Origin of the sequence: Oceanospirillum sp. (assembly GCF_048265165.1) — a bacterium.
In the GTDB taxonomy this organism is placed as follows: domain Bacteria; phylum Pseudomonadota; class Gammaproteobacteria; order Pseudomonadales; family Halomonadaceae; genus Oceanospirillum.
Map to the genome: position 1 here is coordinate 70,554 of NZ_JBLXCD010000001.1, position 23,633 is coordinate 94,186.

Below are 23,633 nucleotides of genomic sequence, written 5' to 3' on the forward strand. Positions count from 1 at the left end.
TGTGCAGGAAATCCTTCTCCAGTAGGGAGTATCTCTGGTACATAACTAAGGAGTGTGTGTTATGAAGGAGTATATTGGTTTTGGTATTGTTGTTTTCTCACTGATTTTCGCCATAAGTGCTGCACTGATGGCTTGGCGTCTGAAGCGAAGGCTGGATGCGGCGAATTCAGTGCTTGTTCTGGAGAAGAGTCGTCGTGATGAGCGGCGCAAGACCTATCAGGACGTGATTGCTCAGCTTGAGCAGGCAATGTCTTCTGTTAGTAATGGCACGCCGGAGCTTGCGAACCTATTTAATGACCTTTCCCCTAAACTTCATCTTCACGCATCTGAGGAGGTTAACTCCAGCTTTGTGGAGGTGTGTCTTTTATTGGAGAACTGGACTGCGATGAAAGATGATGTCGATAAAACAGTGAGTAGCCTGCAGGAAAACCCTGATCAGGAGGTATTGGAACGGCGCCTTTCTGAGCAGAAAAAACAGGCTCTGGATGCTTATCAGCTATTCAAACATAAGTTTAATAGATTGGGGGCGATGATGCGCAAGGAAATGAGCCAAGCGCTATAAATAGAGTTCTCAGATTGCAGGTTTGTTGTTGTGGCTTGAGCTTTCTTGCTCATCACCGTATATTCCGCACCCATATTCTATTACCTGCTTCTAAGGATGCCTAATGGCTCTGAAATCAACAGTTTATAAAGCAGCAGTTAATCTTGCTGATATGGATCGGAATGTTTATCTCGATCAGTCACTGACTTTGGCGCAACATCCTTCTGAAACCGACGAGCGAATGATGTTGCGCATCCTTGCCTGGAGTCTGAATGCGACGGAAGGTCTTGAGTTTACCAAGGGCCTTTGTGTGGATGATGAACCTGAGGTTTGGAAGAAAAATTATTCTGATGAGATTGAACTTTGGATCGAACTGGGATGCCCGGACGAGAAGTGGTTACGCAAAGCGTCTGCGCGCTCAAAAGAAGTGATTCTTTATACCTATGGTGATAATGCCGCTCCCATCTGGTGGCAGCAGAATAAGAGTAAATTGGCGCGCTTTGAAAACCTGCAGGTGTGGAATATCCAGGATACAGCTATTGAGCAGTTGGCCGGGTTGATCGCCCGTACCATGCAAATTCAGGTGACGATTCAGGATGGCACTGCTTGGTTTTCCTGTGGCGAGCAGAGTGTCGAGGTGCGTCCTGAACGCTGGAACTAGGGCGAGAGGCTTTCTGGTATAAGCATAGAAAGTGCTAACAAAAAACCGGGTCCAGCCCGGTTTTTTGTTTTGTTATGCACCATCGGCAATGATCTTTTCGCTAGCTTAACTCTTTTGCCAGCCGTGCCATAGAATCTTCAAGATTGGCGTTGCTGGTTGCAAATGAGATACGCATACAGTCGCTGGTTCCAAAAGCAGACCCTGGAACCAGAGCAACACCGGCTTTTTCAAGCATCGCTTCAGCAAATTCAACATCATCGGCTGAGCCGTAAGCTTTGATTGCCCCTGAGAAATCCGCAAAAGCATAGAAGGTGCCATCACCGGCTAAGCAGTTAACACCATCAATAGCGTTTAGCTTCTCAACCACGAAATCGTGACGCTGCTTGAAGGAAACCAGCATCTCCGAGATACACTCCTGAGGCCCGTTCAGCGCGGCTTCGGCAGCGTACTGCGAGATGGAGGCCGGGTTTGACGTGGATTGGGACTGAATTTTCTTCATGGCACCGATCACTTTGGCCGGGCCTGCAGCATACCCAATACGCCAACCTGTCATGCTGTAGGCTTTGGATACACCATTCAGAACGAACGTACGATCATAGAGTTCTGGCGTTGCGTTCAGAATATTGCAGAAGTTCTGATCCCACAGGATATGCTCGTACATATCGTCTGTTGCAACCATGATTTGAGGATGCTTCTTCAGAACCTCACCCAGAGCTTTTAACTCATCAAGGGTGTAAGCCATACCGCTTGGGTTGGATGGACTATTAATCACAAACAGTTTGGTACGAGGCGTGATTGCGGCTTCTAACTGATCGGCAGTGATCTTGAAGCGCTTCTCTGCGGTGGTTTCCAGGATAACCGGTTTGCCTTCGGCCACAAGCACCATGTCTGGGTAAGATACCCAGTAGGGCGCAGGAATAATGACCTCATCACCGGGATTCAGAAGTGCCAGAGACAGATTGAAAAAGCTCTGTTTGCCACCTGATGAAACCAGAATCTGATTGGGCTCGTATTTGAGTCCGTTATCCCGTTCAAATTTCGCTATAATGGCTTTTTTCAGGCTTGGTGTACCGTCCACAGCGGTGTATTTTGTCAGGCCCTTATTGATGGCCTCAATCGCGGCATCTTTGATGTGTTGCGGGGTGTCGAAATCCGGCTCACCTGCGCCCAGGCCGATAATGTCATTGCCTGCTGCGCGAAGCTCTGCCGCACGGTTTGTGACCGCGAGAGTCGGTGAAGGTTTAATTGACTGTACGCGATCTGACAGTTGTACGTCCAAGCTGATATCCTCAATTTATTTTCAGTCAGAAAATAGGCGTTATGCAGATGAATCATACAGGAGATACCGGCCCTTCGTGAAGGAGGCAAGTTTAAAAAACATGCTAAAAAGTCCGGTATTTATCTACGTTTGCGTTGACAGCGGGTGGCTCTGAATCGCCTGTTTTAATGTTACTGATGGATCAGGTTATAGTGCTTTTAAATTTATAGAGTTGCTTATTTAGCGTAGTTTGCTGAATTGCATTGCTAAGATAAAAAATAAGTCTGGTAAAACATGGAATCACAGAAAAAGTTTAAACTACATTCCCGTTTTAAACCTGCGGGGGATCAGCCTGCCGCGATCGATGCGCTCTGTAAAGGCCTTGATAACGGCCTGATGCACCAAACCCTTTTGGGGGTAACGGGGTCGGGTAAAACATTTACCATGGCAAACATTATTGAGAAGACTCAGCGCCCGACCATTATTCTGGCTCATAACAAGACTCTCGCAGCTCAGCTGTATGGTGAGTTTAAAGACTTCTTTCCTGATAATGCGATTGAGTACTTTGTTTCTTACTATGACTACTATCAGCCTGAAGCTTATGTTCCTGCCTCTGATACTTTTATTGATAAAGATGCTTCTATTAACGAGCATATTGAACAGATGCGTTTGTCGGCAACCAAAGCACTACTGGAGCGTAAAGATTCTCTGATTGTGGCAACCGTATCCGCGATTTACGGTTTGGGAGATCCTAAGTCCTATCACAAGATGGTGCTGCATATTAATCGGGGGGAGCGTATTGATCAGCGCCAGATGTTGCGTCGGCTGGCTGAGCTGCAATATACCCGTAATGACCTTGATTTCCGCCGGGCTACTTACCGGGTTCGGGGTGATGTGATTGATATTTTTCCTGCAGAGTCCGATCAGGAAGCTGTTCGGGTTGAGTTGTTTGACGATGAAATCGATAACATCTCCATCTTTGACCCTCTGACGGGAGAGCAGCTGCGCAAGCTGCCACGAATTACGATCTATCCGAAAAGCCATTATGTGACGCCAAGAGAGAAGGTTGTTGAAGCTACCGAGCATATTAAAGATGAGCTGCGGGAGCGGGTCGAATGGTTTCGGGAGCATGATAAGTTGGTTGAAGCACAGCGGATTGAACAGCGTACCTTGTATGATATCGAGATGATGCTGGAGCTGGGCTACTGTAATGGTATTGAAAACTACTCCCGCTATTTATCCGGGCGTGACCCGGGTAACGCGCCACCCACCTTTTTTGATTATCTGCCGGATAATGCACTGCTGTTTATCGATGAGTCCCATGTCACCGTACCTCAGCTGGGGGCGATGTACCGTGGAGACCGCTCCCGGAAGGAAACTCTGGTGCAGTATGGATTCCGGTTGCCATCAGCACTGGATAACCGCCCGATGAAGTTCGAGGAGTGGGAGCAGATCTCGCCTCAAATGGTGTTTGTTTCTGCTACACCAGGTAACTATGAAGCCGAGCACCAGGGGCAGGTGATCGAGCAGGTTGTACGGCCGACAGGGTTGCTTGATCCTGAAATTGAGGTGCGCCCTGCGACGAGTCAGGTGGATGACCTGATGTCAGAAATCAGTCTCAGGGTTGCCGATGGCGACCGTGTGCTGGTGACAACGCTGACAAAGCGCATGTCGGAAGATTTGACGGACTACCTTTCTGAGCATGGTGTAAAGGTGCGCTATCTGCACTCGGATATTGATACGGTTGAGCGCGTTGAGATTATTCGGGATCTGCGTCTGGGTGAATTTGATGTCTTGGTAGGGATCAACCTGCTGAGGGAAGGTCTGGATATGCCAGAAGTGTCTCTGGTGGCGATTCTGGATGCCGACAAAGAGGGTTTTCTGCGCTCGGAACGCTCTCTGATCCAGACCATTGGTCGCGCCGCCCGTAACTCAAAGGGTAAGGCGATTCTGTATGGTGATCGCATTACCGGCTCTATGCAGAAAGCGATTGATGAGACTCAGCGCCGTCGTGAAAAACAGATGGAGGCTAACGAAGCGGCAGGTATCACCCCGACCACCGTCACAAAAAATGTGGCAGATATTATGGAAGGAGCCCGGATTCCCGGTAAAAAGATCAGTAATAAGTCCGGTAAGAAAGTTGCTGAAGCTGCGGGGGAGTATGCTGTTGATCCTGCGTTGATGTCGCCGGAACAGCTACTAAAGGCTATCAGTAAGCTGGAGGATAAAATGTACGAGGCTTCTAAAAATCTTGAATTTGAGCAGGCTGCTCAGATTCGGGATGAGATTCAAAAGCTCAATGGTCATTTACTGGGATAAGAGGCGGCGTCAGAGCTGTCATTACAAGCTGATCATTGATAATGACAGCTCTACCCAATAAGTCTATGGCTCTACCATTACCTGTTATCAACCGGCTTTAGGTTGACGCCCCTGTTTTATATGCCGGTCGCGGTTGATGGCTTTCTGCTTTTCACTCTTTTTCAGCAGTGCATAAACTGCAGTAGTCCCTCCGTGGCTTTTATGGGCACTACTGACCGCAATAACTTGAGGGAGCTCAGGGAGCCAGCGGGCGAGATAACTTTTAATGACACAAGGGAGTGAGTCAGCCGTTGTACCTTTACCAAAACTGATGAGAGCCACCCGAATATCACTTTTATAGCAATCCTCAATAAAATCAAAGACCTCCCTGCGGCAGGACTCCACAGGCTTTTTGTGCAGATTTAATGCAGCATCGACTGGGTAACGTCCTTGCTTGAGGCGTTTGTAGACACCTTGTTGCACACCATCTTTTTTATATATAACGGGATCGAAAGGTCCCAGCAGATCAACAAACTGGTCGGTTAAAAAATTTCTGTCTGCCTCTGTTTGTTCCTGAGCGGCATTGCGGCGGGCTTTGAGACTTTGAAAATCGCTTTTATGGGTGGTTTTCAGATCCGCTTTCAGGTCCTGTTTTAATGGAACGACGTCACGCATTTCCCTTAAAAAATAGTCCAGATCATCATCCTGGTAAGCCATAGGTCTCCCCTCATCTTTCCTGTTGTCATTGGATGGTAGCCTCAGTGCTTACAAATAAGGCTTTAATAAGACAAATTAAAGGCGATTTCTCATTTCCTGAGCGATAATATAAGGTTTTGGGCTTTAATTAAGTGGTTTGTCTCTGTTTTTGGTCGAGATAGTTTTGATCCGGTTTCTCGGTGCTGATGGTTAAGCTGCATTTTGTTGAGTGGTAGATGAGCGTAGATGTTGTTAATGGATAATAGAACTCAGTGGATCTCCGTGATTATGGCGGGCCTGATCCTGCTTACCTGCTTTCTTGGCTTCTATCAGTTGCAGAAGAATCAGCATGCCAGTCGTAAGGATCAGCTTGAGGAAAAACTATATAGCAGTGAGCGGATTTTTTCTCACTGGTTTCAGCAGCAAAAGAACAGAGTCAATGCCTGGTCCCGCCACCAGGTTGTTCTGGAGTCTGCAGACCTGTTGTCACGGATTGGTACATCACGACCTGAGCTGCTGGCAGGTCCTGTGTCAGAGAAGTTGCGCCAGATTTTCTCACCTTTAATGGCTTCATCCAGGATTGATAGTTACTTGTTAATCGACAGCCGCGGTTTGGTGCTGGCGGCTTCTGATGACCGCTTGACCGGATTACCGTCACCTATTGGAGAGTATCTCTCTTTTCTTACTCCATTATGGCAGGGGAATAATCAGTGGCTTCTTCCTTACGTGAATCCGTCAATGTCACTGGATCAGTCCGGAGTTTTCAGACAAGAGCAACCTATGTTGCTGATTGCCGCCCCTGTTAAACATGATCTAAAAGTCAAAATGGCCCTGATTTTTACAGTCAATATGCGCCGGGAGCTGCACCACTTAATGCAGGATACCTTGGTTTCGCCGGACTTCTTTTTACAGGTGTCAGCCCGGAATCGGTCTTTGGTCGATATTGGTCAGAAGCAGTTTGCTGATAATGCATCTGAGTCAGAACCATTTATGGTGCGAAAAGATCATGACCTGCTTCCGGTCTCATTTACGGTTGGGAAGGTGTTTCCGGTTTCTCCTGTGTTCAGTACCCAGCAGAACTTACTGCTGGGGATAGGCAGTCTTGCTTTATTGGTTGTAGTGTTTCTGCTTGTGAGGCTGTCGAGGGAGGCTCCGGTTGCTGATAAACCGGACCCGCTTTTCCAGATATTTTATGAGCAGGGTCGGGAAGGGCTGCTCCAGCTTTCTGACACAGGAGTTGTAACCAGCTTTAATCGACAAGCCGCACTTCTTTTAGCTGGGGGGCAGGAGGTCACGCCTGAGTCAATGTCCATTCTGTTGGCAGAATGTGCATTGGGGCTTAATGATGAATCAGGTCATCCGATGGGGGACCTGAAAATGCTTTTGACCAGAGAAGCCGGCACTAGGTATTACGCCTGGTGGTCAGCTAATGGTGCGCGCTGCTTGCTGGAGGTATCGAGGGAGTGTTTATCTTCAGGTGCAGAGTCTGTGGTCAGTATTCGGGATGTAACCCGATCGCGACAGGAATATCTGCGACTTAAGCGTCAAAGTGAAGCCCTGGATGACGCCGCAGAACTGGTGCTCTGGGCCGGCCGGGAAGGCGGGGTTGTTAGTGCCAATCAAACTGCCGTGGCATTACTGGGGTATTCACAGAAAGAGTTTCAGGGACTTTCGGTTGGAGATATTGACTCAAGTCTTAATGAAGAAAGCTGGCGGCTGATCTGGGCCCGTATCAGACGAGGGGAATCTATTGAGCAGGAAAGCAATGTACTTCGCCGGAACGGTATACCTTTCCCTGTAGAGGTTTTGGTGCGCTACTACTCTGATGGGTTTGAAGAGTATGCATGTCTTTCTTTCCGGGATATATCCAAACGCAAACGCCTTGAGGTTGATCTCTATCGTAAGCGGATGCGCTTAACAGAAAAACTTTCGGTGACTTCACAGGAGCTGGAGGTCAGAGAAGCAGAAAACGAGGCGTTGATTGAAGCATTACCGGATCTGTTAGTCGTTTTTAATTCCCGTTTTGAAGTTTTAAGCTATCAGCAACCGCAAGGTGAGATACTGCCTCTGGAGCTGAGCGCTGGTGTTTTGCTTTGCCAGCTGTTTCCTCCATTAGATCCAAAGGTTCTGCAGCACCATCTTACAGATCAGGCATACTCGGGTTTAGCCCGTTATTTTACAGAGATCACACTGGAAAATCAGTGGCAGGTACAAACACTGGAGCTGCGCTTTGCCCGAACCGGCACCAATAAAATTCTACTGTTGGTGAGAGATATTACTGAGCGGAAGCGTGCAGAGTATTTTCGCCAGTTTAACAATCGGCTGCTAATGAGCATTTCTCAGATGCAGACACATTTCATCTGTAATAGTAATAAACTTCCCGATATTCCCGGGCAACTTTATTCCCTGGTTAACTTAGTGCAGTCGGAAGCTGGCTTTTACTGGCTGGCGGAATCGTTGCAGCAGAAGCTAGGCTGTCCTGCCTCAGGCCACCGCTTCAGACGGCCAGAGGCTTTTCTCAATCATGACGATGATATTTCGTTAATTTATGAGCGTATTGCACAGGTTGTGGCCCATTGGCGGGCCTCGATTGAAACACCGGAGCCTGTCTTGACGCCCTTGCAAGATATTTTTGCAAATTCAGCACGGGATATCCGTAATGAAGGGCTGTTGTTATTGCCGGTGTTATCTGGTGATTATCCGGTAATCTGCTTCAGTCTGGTGCTTGATGACTATCGTCACTGGATGTCAGAGCTTCGCTTATTTGACCCCTGGCTCGCCACGGTAGCGGCTCTACTATCTGCTTATGAATCTGAAACTGAGCGTCAATTGGCCGAGAGAAATGTTCAGCTTGAAAAAGAGCGTGCGGAACATGCCAGTCAGGCTAAAACCCAATTTCTCTCACGAATGAGTCATGAGTTCAGAACGCCGCTAAATGCGATTTTGGGTTTTGGGCATCTGCTTCAATTGGAAGAGGGATTGGATGATGAACATCTTGAGCATCTTGCTCAGATTGTCAATTCCGGGGAAGCGATGCTTAACCTGGTGGATGATGTGCTGGATTTAGCTCAGCTGGAGCGCCAGGAATTTTCGGTTGATATAACCCGGGTTTGCCTTAACCAGATTGCGACGGATTGTGTGTCTGATGTGATTGATGAAATTGAGCAGGCGGACCTTAGGTTTGAAGCAGATTTACCCGGGCAGGATTATTTTGTACGAGCGGATGAGCGGCGGCTGCGACAAGTGATTACTTCGCTTTTAAAAAATGCGATCTGTTATACGGACTCTGGCGGTCTTATCAGACTCAGGCATCAATGCTGTGGTCAGTATTGTGAACTCTCTATTCAGGATACCGGCAAAGGCATTTCCCAGGATTTTATTGATAGAATTTTTATGCCGTTTGAAGCTGCAGAGGGATACATTAATGCCCAGGGAATGGGGAATGGTTTAGCGCTGGCGCGATACGCCCTGGAGGCTATGGGGGGGACGATCCATGTGGATTCAGAAGTTGGGGTTGGCAGTATTTTTACTCTGAGAATGCCCTGTGAGGTTCCCGAAGAGCATTGTGCTCAAGTGGACCAACAGGGTAACTCTCTTAAGCCGCCCGCTGATGCCTCCGTAATAGGCAATTTTTTGCCAGCTCCAGCTGCAGAGCCTGAAGTCTGTGCCCCTGGAAGAGTATTCAGAGTGCTCTATGTCGAAGATGACGAAGCGAATCGCAAGGTCCTTGAACGACTGATTCTGCATTTCGATCCAGATATTGAATTTTTCGGTCAGGAGACCGCAGAGGAAGGGGTCGCTGCATTTTTACAGGAACGTCCAGACCTGGTGTTTGTTGACATGAATCTTGGGGCGGTTTCTGGGGTGAAAGTGCTGAACATGATCCGTAGCCACTCCGAAGGCTCGGAGCTACCGGTGATTGCGGTTAGCGGTGACGTCGCCTCTGAAACAATTGAGAGTGCTTTGGATCAGGGCTTTGATGATTATCTTTGCAAACCTATCTCAATAGAAACATTGAGTTCTGTCATCATGCGTTACCGGAGTGGCTGATAATCGCCTTTAAACGTTTAGTCTTTACTAGTGTTTATTTACATCGTCAAATTCAGCCAGAATACGTGCCTGGCGGTATGTCTGCATCTCGGACTCAAGTTTCCTGACCTTATCTTGTAATGCCAAAAAGCCGGCCTGAACCCGTGCAACATCTTCAAGCAGGTAAGGTATCTGATCTGAAAGCCATTCTGCATCTTCGGGGTGTCGGTCTTGCTGCCAGCGATCAAGGGCTGCTCTCAGTTCTGGTGATGTCTTTGATTGGTAGCGACTCATATGCGTCCTGATTCGGTTTTCGATGTAGACGGTAAGCATAACCTTTATTTAGGGGGCTCGCTAACGGGCTCTTTGCTTGTCTGTTTTGTGTAATTGACATTTACAGGCTGGCAGGTTTTTATTGATCAATGCAACAGGATGTTGCTTCTGATGGCCATTTTTGACCAGAGTCAGTGTTATGGGCTAGGTAGCGCGTAGAATACGCCGCCTCCACAAGTAGGTTCGATCCAGCCCTTAAAAACATAATAAAAACACATGGAGGTGACACGTGAAGCAGAATCTGCCGATTACTGGACAGGAAACCAAGTTCGTCGATGACGTGCCTTTGGTCTCGACGACAAATATTAAAGGTCAGATTACCTATGTCAATGATGCATTTATTGAGGTATCCGGCTTCAGTGAAGATGAATTATTAGGCCAGCCTCATAATATCGTTCGTCACCCGGATATGCCCCCTGCAGTTTTTGAGCAAATGTGGCAAACCATTCGTCAGGCAAAACCCTGGATGGGGGTTGTAAAGAATCGCTGCAAAAATGGTGATCATTATTATGTCAATGCGTTTGTATCGGCTATTGTCCGGGATGGAGGTATTGTCGGTTTTCAGTCTGTCCGCCTTAAACCCAAACAAACTCAGATCGATAGAGCGGAGCGTATTTATACACGCCTGAATGCCAGTAAATCCCGAGTCAGATTTATTGATATTCCCCTGTTGGCATCATTGCCGGTACTCTTGGTTTTAACCTGTTCACTCCCTTTTATTCTGCAACTGACTTTTGACTTGTCAGGCTTTTCCCTGATGGCAGTCGCTGGATTGGGCAGTAGTTGCCTTGCTTTTCTTGGTTGGAGAATTCTTGCACCACTCAGATTCGCCTGTCAGCGCTTGGTTGGTAATGATTACAGTCCACTTCTGGCGCAGATGTATTCAGATAGTTCCTCTGAGGCTGGTTTTTTGCGCTTGATGGCTAAATTACGCATTGCCAATGAATCAGCCATTCGTACTAGGATTCGCTATTCGGCAGCAATGTTAGATAAACTGGGGCAAGGTACGCAGGAGATTTCAGATATGGCGGCTCACGCCGTGCAGCAGCAAAATGATGAGGTACGTCATATTTCCAACGTTGTTGCTGAGTTGTCTGAAGCGATTACAACGGTAGCGACCCGCTCTGCAGATGCTTCTGATGCCACTGATCAAGCTCTTGAGCAGGCAAAAGAGGGGCAGGAAGTTGTTCGGGGTGCTTTGGCTTCCATTCATCGCCTGGCAGATCAGGTCCAGCTGGCGGCTTCCCAGGTTGATCATCTTTACAGCGCCAGTGAAGAGATCTCCAGCGCTGTTTCTATGATCAATGATATTGCAGCACAGACCAGTCTTTTGGCCCTGAATGCTGCCATTGAAGCTGCCCGGGCGGATGAGTATGGTCGGGGTTTTGCTGTTGTTGCCGATGAAGTCCGCTCTTTGGCTTCCCGAACTCAGCATTCTACATCCGAAATACAGGGCATGCTGACCCGGCTGATGGATGAAACACGTCAGGTTCACCTCGTTATGCATGAAAGCTGCCAGCAGGCTAATCAGAGTGTTGATCAGGCTGAAGCAGCCAGTGGTACTTTATTAAACATTACAGATACTATGCAGCGGATTAGTCAGAAAGGGCAGAGCATCGCCAGTGCAGCGCGTCAGCAAAGTGTTGCTGCAGGAGAGATCAATAAAAGCCTGCAGGAAGTGACGGTCAGTGCTGAAGAAACTCAAATTGCCGCGGAGAAAACCCGTGCAGCTTCAGGTAAGCTGAGTCAGCATGTTGCCACGATCATGGAAAGCATTGCGGGTGGAAAAACTTGATTTTAGCGGCTGCTATTCTTTTTTTTGTGATGCCACCCAGTAGGATAGCGGTAATCTTTAGTGGGTCTGTTACTATTTTATTGCGTGCTACTTTATCTGCCCGTGTAGCTTTATAGCCTGAGCTGGCAGCGACAATAATAAAAACGACTTAGGGAGCAGAGATATGTGGATAGTTATTCTGGTCACGTTGCTTATCGGGGCATTGGGGGAGGTTTGTTTAGGGAGGTCTTCAAGACAGTATTGGAAAGAGCATTTGAGGGAGCAGAGTAAAGTTTTTCTGAAGATTTCAACCTGGCTTACCATGACCAGTATTATCGGATTAATTGTTGTGCAGTTTTATTATCAGGGGATTCTGCTGGGTTTGAGTAGCTTTCTTCAGCTGGTTGCCGGGGCTTTTTTGATGCAGAAGGCACTGGAAAAGACTGCGATAAGTGTTGGCTTACGGCTGAATCTTGCCTTGATTGCAGGTCCTGTATGTCTGACATTACTGATGCTGGTGATTGACGTGTATCCGTAACGCTGGCGCAGACAGGATCGTTTATGTTGAGGCTGCTCTGAGGCAGCCTCTCGTTGCCAGACTACAACGCTTGATTCTCTTGTGGGAGTAAAGGCGTAAAATTGTGGGAGCAAAGGCGTAAAAAGGCGTAATTAAGAAGCCTTGGGACGTCTGTTTTTAACTCAGGCAGCATTTCTTATATTTTTTACCGCTGCCGCATGGGCACGGGTCGTTACGGCCAATATTTTTTTCTGTCACGGGTGTAAAGTCTTTGCCATGGACAAAGAACCATTGTCCCTCTTCACGAATAAACTTCGAGTCTTCAGAGTGGTTGATAATACCCTCTTTCTCACGGTAACGGGCGGTGAAGCGTACCCGTCCTTCATCTCCGGACGTTTCCGTTCCGTGAACCTTCAGGCCTAACCACTCTGAGTTCTCTGCCCAGGCTTTCAGCCCTTCAAAATCATACTCAGGACGAATATCTTTCTGGGTCGTTTGCTTAATGTAAGCTAGATCCGCCTGTACATAAGCTGAATAACGAGAGCGCATTAATTGCTCAGGCGTATCCGGTAGTTGCTTTCCGGTGATAAACTTTTCGCAGCAGTTTCCAAAATCTTGCCCGGACTGGCAATAGCAAGGCTGATCGGATGTCGTTCCGTTTTTCGTCATGTTCATAGCATTTGCCCTATTGGGGGTTATATTAATCAATACGTTATAGATTTCTGCCCTATAATACCGGAGTCGATTTTATGTTGAGTAGTGAAAAATACCAGATTCGTTTGAATAGCCTTAAAGAACAGCTGATTGAGCCATCACAGGCCTTACCTGGCCGTGATTCTTACCCTTTTGACATTGACCTGCCGCATGAGGTGCTTGCTGGCTCCCTGGCTGAACTTGAGCATTATCCTCATAAGGTTATTCTCGGTTTGGGTTGTTTTTGGGGGGCGGAAAGGCTTTTTTGGCAGCGGCCGGGTGTACTTATGACCGCAGTAGGTTACGCGGGCGGTTATACCCCTTTTCCATCTTATGAAGAGGTGTGCAGTGGTTTGACTGGCCATGCAGAGGTTGTTGTTATTGCTTATGACCCTGAACAATTAAGTCTTGAACAACTGTTACAGCTCTTTTGGGAAAATCATGACCCGACTCAAGGGATGCAACAGGGAAATGATCAGGGAACTCAATACAGGTCGGCTATCTATTGTCAGAACGAGCAGGATTACCATCAGGCTCTTCATAGTATGCAGCAATTTCAGAGTCAGCTGGCTCAGGCGGGCCATGGCGATATTACGACAGATCTACGTCTGGAAACCGTGTTCTATTTTGCAGAGCCATATCACCAACAGTATCTGGATAAGAATCCTGGTGGCTATTGCGGATTGAAAGGTACGGGGGTTACCTGTATCTGAAATTAAGTAAAACACTGATTCAGCGTGTGTTCCGATGTGAGACTGTATAGAATGATTTACACAATTGTTGCCAGTATAAGGGTATAAAGTATGCGCTTAGAGATCGTCTGTCAGAACCGTGTTGGTATTATGCGGGATATCCTTGAGGTGTTTGTCGAATTCCGTATCAACGTTGTTCGCGCAGAAGCCGGGGATGATAAAGGCAGCGCGATCTATCTTTATATGCCCAGCATGCTCAATATGCAGCTGCAAAGTGTTCGGGCACGCCTGGAAAAAATTTCTGGTGTGCAGAAAATTCGCCGCATCAGCCTGATACCCAGCGAGCGACGACATTACGAACTGGATATATTGCTGCAGTCTCTGGATTTGCCGGTTTTGTCTGTTGATATTGATGGACGTGTTGTGGCTGCAAACGCTGCATCGGGGCGTATTCTGAGCCTGAGAGTGGATGAGGTTTCCGGCATTTCACTGAGTAAGCGCGTCAAGAATCTGGAACTTGATACATTATTGCCGAAGTTAGAGTCGCGACTTAACGGTGTCCGGGTTGAGATAAAGGGGCATGCGTATCTGGCTGATATCAGCCCTATTTATATGGAAGAGCAACTATCTGGCCGTGAGCCAGCAGGCGCTGTTATAACCCTTCATCCTGTTGAGTCTTTAGGCGCTCAGATTTACTCGTTGCAGAAGCATGAAGAGTTCGGGTTTGAGGCGCTGCAAATTGAAGCCTCTAATATGCAGGCGATGATTCGTGAAGCTAAGCGTATGGCACCCTTGGACGCGCCCTTATTAATTCAGGGTGAAACGGGTACTGGAAAGGAGATGTTGGCCCGAGCGTGCCATATGAGCAGCCCCCGTGGACGCTCGCCTTTTATGGTACTGAACTGTGCAAGCTTGCCGGATAACCTGGCAGAAACAGAGCTGTTTGGCTACGGCCCTAATGCTTTTGAAGGTGCCCGTAAAGAGGGTAAGCTTGGTTTGTTGGATTTGGCTTCCGGCGGCAGTATTTTTCTTGATGAAGTCGGTGAAATGAGTCCGCATCTTCAGGTTAAGCTGCTGCGTTTCCTGCAGGATGGCAGTTTCAGACGCATTGGTACTGAAGATGAGATTCAGGTTGATGTACGTGTGATCTGCTCTTCTCAGAAAGATCTGGCTGAGCTTTGTGATCTGAGCCTGTTTCGGGAAGATCTGTTTCATCGCCTGAATGTCCTGACACTGTTTATTCCTCCGTTACGAAGCTGTAAAGAAGGAATTGTGGCACTGGCCAGGCATTTTATTGACCGTGCCTGTACTCAGATTGGGACGGCTTTACGTGAGCTGAGTCCTGAAGCGGAAACTGTTCTCAGTCAGTATCATTGGCCGGGTAATGTACGCCAGTTGGAGAATGTGCTTTATCAGGCTGTTTCAATCTGTGAAGACACGATTATTCAGATTGACCATATCAAACTTCCAAGCCTTCATAGCTCTGATGCCCAACCTTTGGATCTTAGTGGCCACTGGGGTGATATTACAGCCCGTGTTGAGCAGCAAATTCTGGCCAGTCTTTATCCTGACTATCCCAGTAGTCGTTTGTTAGCAAAGCGACTGGGGGTTTCGCATACCACGATAGCCAATAAATTAAGGCACTACAGAATTGGTCTGTCATGATGGTTTTAATACTGAATGCCTTCAAAAAAACCGAGGGCTCTTTTGAAGTTTAATTAATTATTTTCAACGCATATCCGATGAAAATATTGTTCGGCCAATGTTTGCCGTTATTATGTTAGTCATCGTTAACGTACTGATTTTTTTATTGTTATTGCTGAGGTGGCCATGGTTAAACTGCTGATTGTTGATGATCACCATCTTGTTCGTGCGGCGGTTTCCAAAATGCTGGCTGATGAAGAGTGGATCGAAATAGCCGGAGAGGCGGGTAGTGGCGAAGATGCCGTGACAATGGCCCGGGACTTACTGCCGGATGTGGTTCTTATGGACATTAAGATGCAAGGTATCGGAGGGTTGGAAGCTACCCGAAAGATTGTGCGAATGCTTCCAGACTGTAAAGTTATTGCCCTGTCTGCCTTGGTTGAAGAAACATTTGCAACCCGCGCATTGGAGGTTGGTGCTTCCGGGTATCTATCAAAAGGTGCTGATCCTGTTGAAATGATCAATGCGATACGCCAGGTGCACCATGGCCAGCGATACCTGAGCTCTGAAATTGCCCAGAAAGTTGCTCTGGGGAGAATGACCCCTGGTAATGAGAATCCATTCGATAACCTGTCCGACCGTGAGCTACAGATCGCCTTAATGGTGGTTAACTGTCAGAAAGTTTGTGATATTTCAGATAAGCTTTTTTTAAGCCCTAAAACAGTTAACACATACCGTTATCGTATTTTTGATAAATTACAGGTCTCCAGTGATGTAGAGCTGACGCATCTTGCTATTCGCCATAAGATGATTGATACGGAATCTCTTTGATAAAATGCCTGAGTTTGATGCAAAAGCGTTTCTTAAAACCTTGTCCAGCCATCCGGGCGTTTATCGTATGTATGACAGTGCTGACGCACTGCTATATGTTGGTAAAGCTAAAAACCTGAAGAACAGAGTCAGTAGTTATTTCCGTTCAACAGGCTTGAGTTTAAAAACTAAAGCACTGGTTGAGCAGATTGCCCGCATTGAGTTCACTGTTACCAGTAGTGAGACTGAAGCTTTGCTACTGGAGCAAACTCAGATTAAGCGGCACCGCCCCCCTTTTAATATTCTTATGAGGGATGATAAATCCTATCCCTATATCTTCCTGAGTGCCGGTGATTATCCTCAAATCGAGTACAGCCGTGGCAAAAAGCGTAAGTCTGGTCAGTACTTCGGACCTTATCCAAATGCGAACGCCGTTAAAGAAACCCTCAATCTTCTTCAGAAAGTTTTTCGGTTGCGCCAGTGCGATGACAATTTTTTTAGTCATCGGAGCCGGCCATGCCTTCAGCATCAGATTGAGCGCTGTAGTGCGCCCTGTGTGGACCTGGTTAGCAAGCAGGTTTATCAGGATGACGTTGAGCGGGCGGTGCTCTTTCTGAAAGGGCGTAGCGTAGAGCTTTTGGCTGAGCTTCAGGAAAAAATGGATCAGGCGGCGGAGAAACTTGATTTTGAGCTGGCGGCCCGTTTTAGGGATCAGCTTATCCAGCTCAGAAAGGTTCAGGAACAGCAGTATGTTTACGGAGAGCAGGGTGATGCAGATCTTTTCGCTCTGGTTTCCCGTCCTGGCGGTTTTGCTATTTCAGTGTTGTTTGTCCGTGCTGGGCGTGTACTGGGCTCCCGGCATTATTTCCCATCCGATATTTTATCGGACAATGAGGCTGGTACACTTCAGAGTTTTATTAATCAATTTTATTTGGGAAGTGGTACCCGTGAGGTTCCTGCCGAGGTTATTACCAATTTGACACTGATAGAACCTGAAACCCTTGCGGAGGCTCTGAAAGAGCTTTACGGCAAGAAAGTAGCGTTGAACTCACAGGTTCGGTCACATCGTTCACGTTGGTTGCAGATGGCGGTTACTAATGCAGAGCAGTCGTTGATCAGCCATCTGGCGCGCAAAGGCACAATGGACAGCCGGTTTAAGGCGCTTCGGGAAGCCCTGGGACTGGAAGAGCGTCCGGAGCGGTTGGAATGTTTTGATATTAGCCATAGCTCAGGTGAGGCAACCGTTGCATCCTGTGTTGTATTAGGCCCGGATGGCCCCATAAAAAGCGAATATCGGAAATTCAATATAGAAGGGATTACAGCAGGCGATGATTATGCCGCCATGAGACAGGCGCTTATTCGACGCTATAAACGTTTGGCGTCAGGAGAGGGAAAAAAGCCTGATATTTTGGTGCTTGATGGCGGTAAAGGTCAGCTAAAACAGGCAAGAGCTGTATTTAATGAGCTCGCTATAACCGATGTTATTTTGTTGGCAGTCTCAAAGGGTACAACCCGTAAGCAAGGGTTTGAGACACTTTACCTTGAAACTAATGATCAGATTATCGATCTGGATTCAGATTCCAAAGCACTGCACGTGATTGAGCAGGTAAGGGATGAGGCGCACCGATTCGCCATTGTGAGTCATCGTCAAAGACGGGATAATACCCGCCGTACGTCTCGATTTGAGTCGATTCCAGGGATTGGACCGAAAAGGCGACAAGCAATTTTACGACATTTTGGCGGCCAGAAAGAAGCGCTGGATGCGAGTATTCAGGAGCTTGCTAAGGTTCCGGGCATTAGCGCAGCGTTGGCCGAGCAGATCTATTTTCACTTACACCCCGAACAGTAGTAGGCCCGATGAAGTTACCCAATATTTTAACTGCATTACGCATCGCTTTTATTCCTTTAATTGTTGCGGTGTTCTATCTGCCCCTGGAGAACAATCTCTATATAGCTGCCGGCATTTTCGCATTGGCGGCCTGGACTGACTGGCTGGATGGTTTTTTGGCAAGACGTCTCAACCAATCTACACCCTTCGGTGCTTTTCTTGATCCCGTTGCTGATAAACTTATGGTGTCTGTCTCGCTAGGTCTTTTGATTGATGCTCATGCCAGCATCTGGATGACAATCCCTGCTTTGATTATTATTGGCCGTGAAATTGTGATCTCGGCATTGAGAGAGTGGATGGCAGAGTTAGGGAAACGTGCCAGCATTGCTGTTTCCATGATAGGGAAGGCCAAGACGTCTCTTCAGATGCTGTCGATTTTTGTTTTGTTAAGCCAGCCCCCAGGTAGTGATATTGCAATGGTTGGTATGATTTTATTATACGGGGCTGTTGTACTCACCATCTGGTCGATGATGCAGTATCTCAAAGCTGCATGGCCTGACCTGAAGTCCGGTATGTAGCAGTTTGCGGCACTGCGTTGAGCTAAATCTCGGATAATTGTAATAAAAACAAAAAGTTGTGAAAAAAATAGTTGACGCTTAGGAAAGACAGTATATAATACGTCCCAAGTTCAGCGGGAATAGCTCAGTTGGTAGAGCACAACCTTGCCAAGGTTGGGGTCGCGAGTTCGAATCTCGTTTCCCGCTCCACTTTTTTTGAGATGGCCGAGTGGCAGAGTGGTCATGCAGCGGACTGCAACTCCGTGTACGCCGGTTCGATTCCGACCTCGGCCTCCATCTCAAGCTGTTAAGTTTTACAGCGCCAGTTAGCCCGGATGGCGAAATTGGTAGACGCAAGGGACTTAAAATCCCTCGGTGGTAACACCGTGCCGGTTCGATTCCGGCTCCGGGCACCATTCGACTGTATCCAGCCATCCATAGCAGTCTTACTCTTCAAAGATACCTTATAAAATCAGCGCATCAGGCGCTTTTTTTTCTATATATCTCTTTCTATTCTTTCTCCGGTTGTTTCAAACCTTTAAACATACATATTAAAAAGCGCCGTTTCAGGTGATAGGCTTATAGCGTTGCCATAAAAGCTATATTTCTGCTATGGCAGAGTTTAGTGTAGGTATGGTATGGGCAGGCTAATGATGCAGCAGTTAGTAAAGCGAATATCAGAGGCGACAGTATATTTCTAATGCTACGCCTCCAATAAATTCGACAGGATTGGAGAAAAGAGACCAGGGTCTCTTTTGCAAATGAGCTCTGAATATTATCAGATTTTCTCAATCACCAGACTGCCAATAGAGTAGCCGGCACCAAAGGAACAGATCACGCCTTTATCGCCTTTTGCCAGGTCTTTATGGCTTTTGTTAAATGCGATCAGCGAGCCTGCTGATGCCGTGTTGGCGTATTCATCAAGCACAATAGGAGCCTCATCCGCAGATGGTTCCCTGCCTAATAGTTTTTTGCCGATTAGGGTGTTCATATTAATATTGGCCTGATGCAGCCACCAGCGACGAATATCACTGTTGGTGTTGCCTGTTGCAGCCACGTGGTCGGTGATGTGTTGAGCTGCCATTGGGCAAACTTCTTTAAAGACTTTCCGGCCGTTCTGGTGGAATAACTTATCAGCAGAGTAGGGATCTGTATCAGTAACCCTTGATAGATAGCCGAAGTTAGAGCGGATATTGTTGGAGTAGCTGGTTTGCGCTTTCACCCCCAGTATACGGTAAGCGTGTTCGGAGTTGCAGCTGCTTTCCTGTTCCAGGATAGTAGCGGTTGCCACATCTCCAAAGATAAAGTGACTGTCGCGGTCCATGTAATTAACTTGGGGAGATGTGAGTTCCGGGTTGATCACCAAAACAGCCCTGGCCGTTCCGGCGGCAACCATCTCATAGGCCCGATGTAAGGCAAAGGTAGCGGCAGAGCAGGCAACCAGCATATCGAAGCCAAACCCTTCAATACCCAGAGCATGCTGGACCTCAATCGCAATGGCCGGATAAGAGCGCTGAGTGTAGGCGCAGGATACGATAACGGCGTCGATCTGATCTGGTGTTTTGTTTGCTTCTTGCAGTGCTATTTTTGCGGCATTAATCGCCATCTCAGCCTGATGAGAAAGCGCATCATCTTCCCGTTCTTCTAACACCGGGCGCATTCGCTCAGGATCAAGAATACCCTCTTTGACAAAAGCATAACGAGACTTTATGCCTGATGCTTTCTCAATAAACTCAGCGCTGGAAAAGGGTTTTTCCACCCGTTCACCGGCGTCGATTTCCGCAGCGTATTGTTTGTTATACAACGCAGCGTATGCGTTGTAGCTTGTCACCAGCTCTTCGTTGCTGATACTGTTTTCAGGGTTCCAAAGACCCGCACCGCTGATCACAACGTTATTTTGCATGTTGGTTATCACCTTAATCTGCCAGCCCAGCAGCTTATATTGACTATGAGTATGGCTGCTGTTATTTGATGGGAGTTGCCCGATTCTTAATGGCACGTGCTAGTATTTTGCCGTCATTGATCCGGTGCAAGACGTCTTATTTCAAACGTATGTATTAATTTATTTTGCCTTAAACGGTCGAATAGGTCTATGTTTGCGTTTAAAACAGCTAAAAAAATAGCCCCGCAATATTTCTTGCGGAGCTATCTGTTGCATAGCGCTTAGGTTTTGGCGTGTTTAGGGTAGTTTGCCATCTTTGGTTTCATGTTGGTCGTCCGGTGATGCTTGTCGACTGGCTGGCTCAATTAAACTCTGTCCCTGAGTCCGTTTCCAGGGTGTCAGGTCGTGGTGCATAGCCGTTTTAGCGATCATGTTGGCCGAAACCGGTGCTGTGATGAGTAGAAATAATGTAATCAGCCATTCATGGACCGATATAGCGCCTTGAGTGATACTGGATACAACCGATGATGCCAGCAGGAGGCCTGCCATTCCCAGAGTTGTTGCCTTTGTCGGTCCATGCAGCCGTGTGTACAGATCAGGAAGCCGCACCAGTCCTATGGAGCCGATCAGCAGAAAAACTCCACCAATTATCAGGACCAGAGCGATCAGCCCTTCAAGCCAGGTTGCCATATTTTCACCTATTGTGCTGTTTCAGGCCGCACTAAAGAGCGCCTGATGTTACTCATAATATTGTGTGATGTTTATTCAATCAGATCGCCACGGAGCAGGTACTTACACAGTGCAGAGGTACTGACAAAGCCCAACATGGCGATCAGAAGTGCGGCCTCAAAGTAGAGCCCTGTTCCCATATGGATGCCATACAGAATGATCAGCGCGATGCTGTTGATATACATGGTATCCAGAGCCAGGATGCGGTCCTGCAGGTTCGGGCCCTGAATCAGTCGCCACAGATTAAGGAACAGGGCGATACAGATCAGGACAGCGACGATAATAACGGCCCACTTTAGCATCCCAGAATCTCCTTCAGTGGTATCTCGTAACGTTGTTTTACCTGTGTAATCAGCTCATCGGCATTATCCAGATGCAGAGCGTGCACGTAGAGCCATTTGCGGTCTTCAGATATTTCAGCACTCACGGTGCCGGGAGTCAGAGAGATAGTGCTGGCAAGCAACGTAACACCAAGATCTGAGGTGATATCTAAAGGTATAGCAGCAAAGCCCGGTTGCAGTTTCTTCAAAGGCCCAAGAACCATTAGCGCAACTTCAATATTGGCAGTAATAATATCTTTCATCACCATAAAGAAGTAACGGACAGTTAACCAGGGACGCTTTATCGTTGGGTGCCCGTGTTTCAGAATAGAAACCAATTTAGGGATTGACCAACCAAAAAAAAGTGCCAGAAGAATATGGCCAAAAGCCATTGTATTATTCAGTAGTAGCCAGACTACGAACAAAAGCAGGCTATGAAAAGGCATGGGCAGAAAACGGGACTCTTTGACCGTAAACATCAGTGGTTGTCTCCTGGAAGAGCCGTACTATTCGGTAATAGAGCATCGACTGATTGTGTTAGGTCGTGCAATTGATGGGCTGCATCGGCCGTGAATTCGGTCGCCGGGCCACCAAAAATTACCAGTAGAGGTGATGCCGCCAAAAGCAGGGCGATACCAGCAATTTCAAGCGGGTGAACTTGTTCCTCGCTAGAGGACGCCGATGTCACTCGCCAGAATAAGGTCGTTCCAGCGCGGGATATTGCAACCAGAACCATAAGGCTGCTGATCAGAATCAGTGGCCAGATCCAAATGATTTCTGCTGTAGATTCAGCCGCGCGCATAATCAGAACCTTACCAACAAAGCCTGACAGTGGCGGTAAACCTATAATCGCTAACGCCGCGATAACAAAAGCAAAGCCGAGTAACCTTGGCTGTGCCATAGCCCGTGATTTCACAAAGCGATCCTCAGCCTTGCCACGCTGGCGTGAAATAAGATCAGCGATCAGAAAAAGAGCACCGGTGACCAGTGTGCTGTGCACTATGTAATAGAGGGCGGCAGATGTTGCATGTTCCGTTTGCAGCGCCGCAGCTATCAGCAGGGTTCCGGCCGAAATAATCACAAGATTTGCTGTCATTACCCGCAGAGTTGGGCTAGCAAAAACGCCCAGTGTGCCGATTGCAAGAGTACCCATTGCCATTGGCCATAGCCAGGGCAGGGCAATATTAGCCAGCAAATTGGCCTCTTCACCAAATACGACGGTATGGACGCGGAATATACTATAGACGCCAACCTTGGTCATAATGGCAAAAAGAGTTGCAACAGGTGCCGATGCCGATGCATAGGTACGGGGAAGCCAGAAATGCAGTGGCAGCAAGGCAGCTTTCAGACCAAAGACCAGAAGTAATAGCAAACCTCCTGCCTTGGCTAAAATTGCTTCGGATTCATCCAGTGCCCGTACCTGAACCGCCATGTCAGCTATATTCAAAGTACCTAGCGTGCCGTATAGGATACCCAAGCCAAAAAGGAACAAACTGGAGCCTATCAGGTTGAGGATTACATAATGAACCGCAGCCTGAGTTTTCTGTTTACCACCACCATGAACCAGTAGGGCATATGAGGCAATCAGTAATACTTCAAAGAAGACAAACAGATTAAAAATATCGCCTGTCAGAAAGGCGCCATTGATCCCCATTACCTGAAACATAAACAGTGAGTGGAAATACTGACCACTCTTGTCATGCCCCGCACATGAATAGAGTAGAGCTCCAGCGCAGAGTAATGTTGTTAATAGTACCAGCATACTGGATAGGCGGTCGGCCACCAGAACAATACCAAAAGGCGGTTGCCAGTCGCCCAGTACGTACATTTGAGTGCCTTCGCTGGCGGCAGTTACTAACAACATGGCTGCAAAGATGACCTGGAACGCTACGGAGACTAGGGCAAGACTTCGCTGACGGTTCAGGACATCTCTAAAAGGCGGCAGCAGCAACATTGCACCGGTAAAGAGCGGAATCAGAATCGGTAAAATAGCCAGATGCTGCATCATTGACCCCCTGAGCGGCGGGCAAGACGCGGCTTCGGTGCTTCGGGCAGGCGACCATCAACATGGTCATTGCCAAGGTCAGCCCGTGCACGCATGGCAAGAATCACAACAAAAGCGGTCATAGCAAAGCCAATAACAATAGCGGTCAGAACCAGCGCCTGGGGCAGCGGGTCACTATGTTGCGCTGATTGCCCAAGGACGGCTGCTGAGTTTAATTTCAGGCGTCCGCTGGCAAACAGAAACAGGTTGACGCCATAGGAAAGTAATGTAAGGCCCACAACCACCGGGAATGTGCGCCCTCGTAGAGCTAAGAAAATACCGCAGGCTGTCAGCAGGCCTACGCAGAAAGCATATAGTCCTTCCATT

The 23,633-nt window shown here is 47.7% G+C and carries 21 protein-coding genes and 3 tRNA genes; 14 read left to right on the plus strand and 10 right to left on the minus strand.

Annotated features, from left to right (window positions below):
* Window positions 1-61 precede the first annotated feature (61 nt).
* A complete protein-coding gene (locus ACN0R8_RS00335) occupies window positions 62-562 on the plus strand; it encodes a hypothetical protein (RefSeq protein WP_417593954.1) in 501 nt (166 codons plus the stop codon).
* 103 nt (window positions 563-665) lie between these two features.
* Window positions 666-1,202 (plus strand): YaeQ family protein, encoded by a 537-nt coding sequence (locus ACN0R8_RS00340; RefSeq protein ID WP_417593956.1) that lies wholly within the window; start codon window positions 666-668, stop codon window positions 1,200-1,202.
* A 100-nt stretch (window positions 1,203-1,302) separates the two neighbouring features.
* On the opposite strand, the gene ACN0R8_RS00345 is transcribed toward ACN0R8_RS00340, so the two are convergent.
* Window positions 1,303-2,481, minus strand: a complete 1,179-nt coding sequence (locus ACN0R8_RS00345; RefSeq protein ID WP_417593958.1) for a pyridoxal phosphate-dependent aminotransferase — start codon at window positions 2,479-2,481, stop codon at window positions 1,303-1,305.
* A gap of 273 nt (window positions 2,482-2,754) precedes the next feature.
* On the opposite strand from ACN0R8_RS00345, the gene uvrB reads away from it, so the two are divergent.
* A complete protein-coding gene (gene uvrB / locus ACN0R8_RS00350) occupies window positions 2,755-4,779 on the plus strand; it encodes an excinuclease ABC subunit UvrB (RefSeq protein WP_417593960.1) in 2,025 nt (674 codons plus the stop codon).
* 87 nt (window positions 4,780-4,866) lie between these two features.
* Here uvrB and smrA read toward each other — a convergent pair whose 3' ends face one another.
* On the minus strand, window positions 4,867-5,475 hold the full coding sequence (gene smrA / locus ACN0R8_RS00355) for a DNA endonuclease SmrA (RefSeq protein WP_417593962.1): 609 nt from the start codon (window positions 5,473-5,475) through the stop codon (window positions 4,867-4,869).
* Between the two features lie 234 nt (window positions 5,476-5,709).
* On the opposite strand from smrA, the gene ACN0R8_RS00360 reads away from it, so the two are divergent.
* Window positions 5,710-9,504 carry an ATP-binding protein gene (locus ACN0R8_RS00360; RefSeq protein WP_417593964.1) on the plus strand — a complete coding sequence of 1,265 codons (3,795 nt, stop codon included), beginning with the start codon at window positions 5,710-5,712 and terminating at the stop codon, window positions 9,502-9,504.
* Window positions 9,505-9,531: 27 nt separating this feature from the next.
* Here ACN0R8_RS00360 and ACN0R8_RS00365 read toward each other — a convergent pair whose 3' ends face one another.
* Entirely contained in the window at window positions 9,532-9,777 is a 246-nt protein-coding gene (locus ACN0R8_RS00365; protein WP_417593966.1) for a hypothetical protein, read from the minus strand.
* A gap of 268 nt (window positions 9,778-10,045) precedes the next feature.
* Between ACN0R8_RS00365 and ACN0R8_RS00370 the strand changes: the two genes are divergently transcribed.
* Window positions 10,046-11,611 (plus strand): methyl-accepting chemotaxis protein, encoded by a 1,566-nt coding sequence (locus ACN0R8_RS00370; RefSeq protein ID WP_417593968.1) that lies wholly within the window; start codon window positions 10,046-10,048, stop codon window positions 11,609-11,611.
* A gap of 163 nt (window positions 11,612-11,774) precedes the next feature.
* Window positions 11,775-12,128, plus strand: coding sequence for a hypothetical protein (locus tag ACN0R8_RS00375; protein ID WP_417593970.1), 354 nt, complete (start codon window positions 11,775-11,777; stop codon window positions 12,126-12,128).
* Window positions 12,129-12,284: 156 nt separating this feature from the next.
* Here the strand turns inward: ACN0R8_RS00375 and ACN0R8_RS00380 are convergent, their stop codons facing one another.
* Window positions 12,285-12,782, minus strand: a complete 498-nt coding sequence (locus ACN0R8_RS00380; RefSeq protein ID WP_417593972.1) for a YchJ family protein — start codon at window positions 12,780-12,782, stop codon at window positions 12,285-12,287.
* Between the two features lie 74 nt (window positions 12,783-12,856).
* On the opposite strand from ACN0R8_RS00380, the gene msrA reads away from it, so the two are divergent.
* The 8 genes from msrA to ACN0R8_RS00420 all read left to right on the plus strand — a co-directional run bounded on the left by msrA (window position 12,857) and on the right by ACN0R8_RS00420 (window position 18,747).
* Window positions 12,857-13,513, plus strand: coding sequence for a peptide-methionine (S)-S-oxide reductase MsrA (gene msrA / locus ACN0R8_RS00385; RefSeq protein ID WP_417593974.1), 657 nt, complete (start codon window positions 12,857-12,859; stop codon window positions 13,511-13,513).
* Between the two features lie 90 nt (window positions 13,514-13,603).
* Window positions 13,604-15,157 carry a sigma-54-dependent transcriptional regulator gene (locus tag ACN0R8_RS00390; protein ID WP_417593976.1) on the plus strand — a complete coding sequence of 518 codons (1,554 nt, stop codon included), beginning with the start codon at window positions 13,604-13,606 and terminating at the stop codon, window positions 15,155-15,157.
* A gap of 165 nt (window positions 15,158-15,322) precedes the next feature.
* Complete coding sequence (gene uvrY, locus ACN0R8_RS00395; RefSeq protein ID WP_417593978.1) at window positions 15,323-15,967, plus strand: UvrY/SirA/GacA family response regulator transcription factor; 645 nt, start codon at window positions 15,323-15,325, stop codon at window positions 15,965-15,967.
* A 4-nt stretch (window positions 15,968-15,971) separates the two neighbouring features.
* Window positions 15,972-17,795 (plus strand): excinuclease ABC subunit UvrC, encoded by a 1,824-nt coding sequence (gene uvrC / locus ACN0R8_RS00400; protein ID WP_417593980.1) that lies wholly within the window; start codon window positions 15,972-15,974, stop codon window positions 17,793-17,795.
* An 8-nt stretch (window positions 17,796-17,803) separates the two neighbouring features.
* A complete protein-coding gene (gene pgsA, locus ACN0R8_RS00405; protein WP_417593982.1) occupies window positions 17,804-18,352 on the plus strand; it encodes a CDP-diacylglycerol--glycerol-3-phosphate 3-phosphatidyltransferase in 549 nt (182 codons plus the stop codon).
* A 113-nt stretch (window positions 18,353-18,465) separates the two neighbouring features.
* Window positions 18,466-18,541 (plus strand) — tRNA-Gly (locus ACN0R8_RS00410).
* A 13-nt stretch (window positions 18,542-18,554) separates the two neighbouring features.
* Window positions 18,555-18,628 (plus strand) — tRNA-Cys (locus ACN0R8_RS00415).
* A 32-nt stretch (window positions 18,629-18,660) separates the two neighbouring features.
* Window positions 18,661-18,747, plus strand: a tRNA-Leu gene (locus tag ACN0R8_RS00420).
* Between the two features lie 362 nt (window positions 18,748-19,109).
* On the opposite strand, the gene ACN0R8_RS00425 is transcribed toward ACN0R8_RS00420, so the two are convergent.
* The 6 genes from ACN0R8_RS00425 to ACN0R8_RS00450 form a co-directional block, all read right to left on the minus strand.
* On the minus strand, window positions 19,110-20,234 hold the full coding sequence (locus ACN0R8_RS00425) for a beta-ketoacyl-ACP synthase III (protein ID WP_417593984.1): 1,125 nt from the start codon (window positions 20,232-20,234) through the stop codon (window positions 19,110-19,112).
* A 276-nt stretch (window positions 20,235-20,510) separates the two neighbouring features.
* On the minus strand, window positions 20,511-20,903 hold the full coding sequence (locus ACN0R8_RS00430) for a Na+/H+ antiporter subunit G (RefSeq protein WP_417593986.1): 393 nt from the start codon (window positions 20,901-20,903) through the stop codon (window positions 20,511-20,513).
* A 71-nt stretch (window positions 20,904-20,974) separates the two neighbouring features.
* Window positions 20,975-21,244 carry a K+/H+ antiporter subunit F gene (locus ACN0R8_RS00435; protein WP_417593988.1) on the minus strand — a complete coding sequence of 90 codons (270 nt, stop codon included), beginning with the start codon at window positions 21,242-21,244 and terminating at the stop codon, window positions 20,975-20,977.
* Window positions 21,238-21,741, minus strand: a complete 504-nt coding sequence (locus ACN0R8_RS00440) for a Na+/H+ antiporter subunit E (protein ID WP_417593990.1) — start codon at window positions 21,739-21,741, stop codon at window positions 21,238-21,240. The genes ACN0R8_RS00435 and ACN0R8_RS00440 overlap by 7 nt, the downstream gene beginning before the upstream one ends.
* Window positions 21,741-23,267 carry a monovalent cation/H+ antiporter subunit D gene (locus ACN0R8_RS00445; RefSeq protein ID WP_417595165.1) on the minus strand — a complete coding sequence of 509 codons (1,527 nt, stop codon included), beginning with the start codon at window positions 23,265-23,267 and terminating at the stop codon, window positions 21,741-21,743. Before ACN0R8_RS00445 ends, ACN0R8_RS00440 begins: the two co-directional genes overlap by 1 nt.
* Window positions 23,267-23,632 (minus strand): Na+/H+ antiporter subunit C, encoded by a 366-nt coding sequence (locus tag ACN0R8_RS00450; RefSeq protein WP_078319849.1) that lies wholly within the window; start codon window positions 23,630-23,632, stop codon window positions 23,267-23,269. The genes ACN0R8_RS00445 and ACN0R8_RS00450 overlap by 1 nt, the downstream gene beginning before the upstream one ends.
* Between the last annotated feature and the right edge of the window lies 1 nt (window position 23,633).

Coding starts and splice junctions, on each gene's coding strand:
- ACN0R8_RS00335 (WP_417593954.1), top strand. CDS start 62: ATGAAGGAGTATATTGGTTTTGGTATTGTTGTTTTCTCACTGATTTTC.
- ACN0R8_RS00340 (WP_417593956.1), top strand. CDS start 666: ATGGCTCTGAAATCAACAGTTTATAAAGCAGCAGTTAATCTTGCTGAT.
- uvrB (WP_417593960.1), top strand. CDS start 2,755: ATGGAATCACAGAAAAAGTTTAAACTACATTCCCGTTTTAAACCTGCG.
- smrA (WP_417593962.1), bottom strand. CDS start 5,475: ATGGCTTACCAGGATGATGATCTGGACTATTTTTTAAGGGAAATGCGT.
- ACN0R8_RS00360 (WP_417593964.1), top strand. CDS start 5,710: ATGGATAATAGAACTCAGTGGATCTCCGTGATTATGGCGGGCCTGATC.
- ACN0R8_RS00365 (WP_417593966.1), bottom strand. CDS start 9,777: ATGAGTCGCTACCAATCAAAGACATCACCAGAACTGAGAGCAGCCCTT.
- ACN0R8_RS00375 (WP_417593970.1), top strand. CDS start 11,775: ATGTGGATAGTTATTCTGGTCACGTTGCTTATCGGGGCATTGGGGGAG.
- ACN0R8_RS00380 (WP_417593972.1), bottom strand. CDS start 12,782: ATGAACATGACGAAAAACGGAACGACATCCGATCAGCCTTGCTATTGC.
- msrA (WP_417593974.1), top strand. CDS start 12,857: ATGTTGAGTAGTGAAAAATACCAGATTCGTTTGAATAGCCTTAAAGAA.
- ACN0R8_RS00390 (WP_417593976.1), top strand. CDS start 13,604: ATGCGCTTAGAGATCGTCTGTCAGAACCGTGTTGGTATTATGCGGGAT.
- uvrY (WP_417593978.1), top strand. CDS start 15,323: ATGGTTAAACTGCTGATTGTTGATGATCACCATCTTGTTCGTGCGGCG.
- uvrC (WP_417593980.1), top strand. CDS start 15,972: ATGCCTGAGTTTGATGCAAAAGCGTTTCTTAAAACCTTGTCCAGCCAT.
- pgsA (WP_417593982.1), top strand. CDS start 17,804: ATGAAGTTACCCAATATTTTAACTGCATTACGCATCGCTTTTATTCCT.
- ACN0R8_RS00425 (WP_417593984.1), bottom strand. CDS start 20,234: ATGCAAAATAACGTTGTGATCAGCGGTGCGGGTCTTTGGAACCCTGAA.
- ACN0R8_RS00430 (WP_417593986.1), bottom strand. CDS start 20,903: ATGGCAACCTGGCTTGAAGGGCTGATCGCTCTGGTCCTGATAATTGGT.
- ACN0R8_RS00435 (WP_417593988.1), bottom strand. CDS start 21,244: ATGCTAAAGTGGGCCGTTATTATCGTCGCTGTCCTGATCTGTATCGCC.
- ACN0R8_RS00440 (WP_417593990.1), bottom strand. CDS start 21,741: ATGTTTACGGTCAAAGAGTCCCGTTTTCTGCCCATGCCTTTTCATAGC.
- ACN0R8_RS00445 (WP_417595165.1), bottom strand. CDS start 23,267: ATGCAGCATCTGGCTATTTTACCGATTCTGATTCCGCTCTTTACCGGT.
- ACN0R8_RS00450 (WP_078319849.1), bottom strand. CDS start 23,632: ATGGAAGGACTATATGCTTTCTGCGTAGGCCTGCTGACAGCCTGCGGT.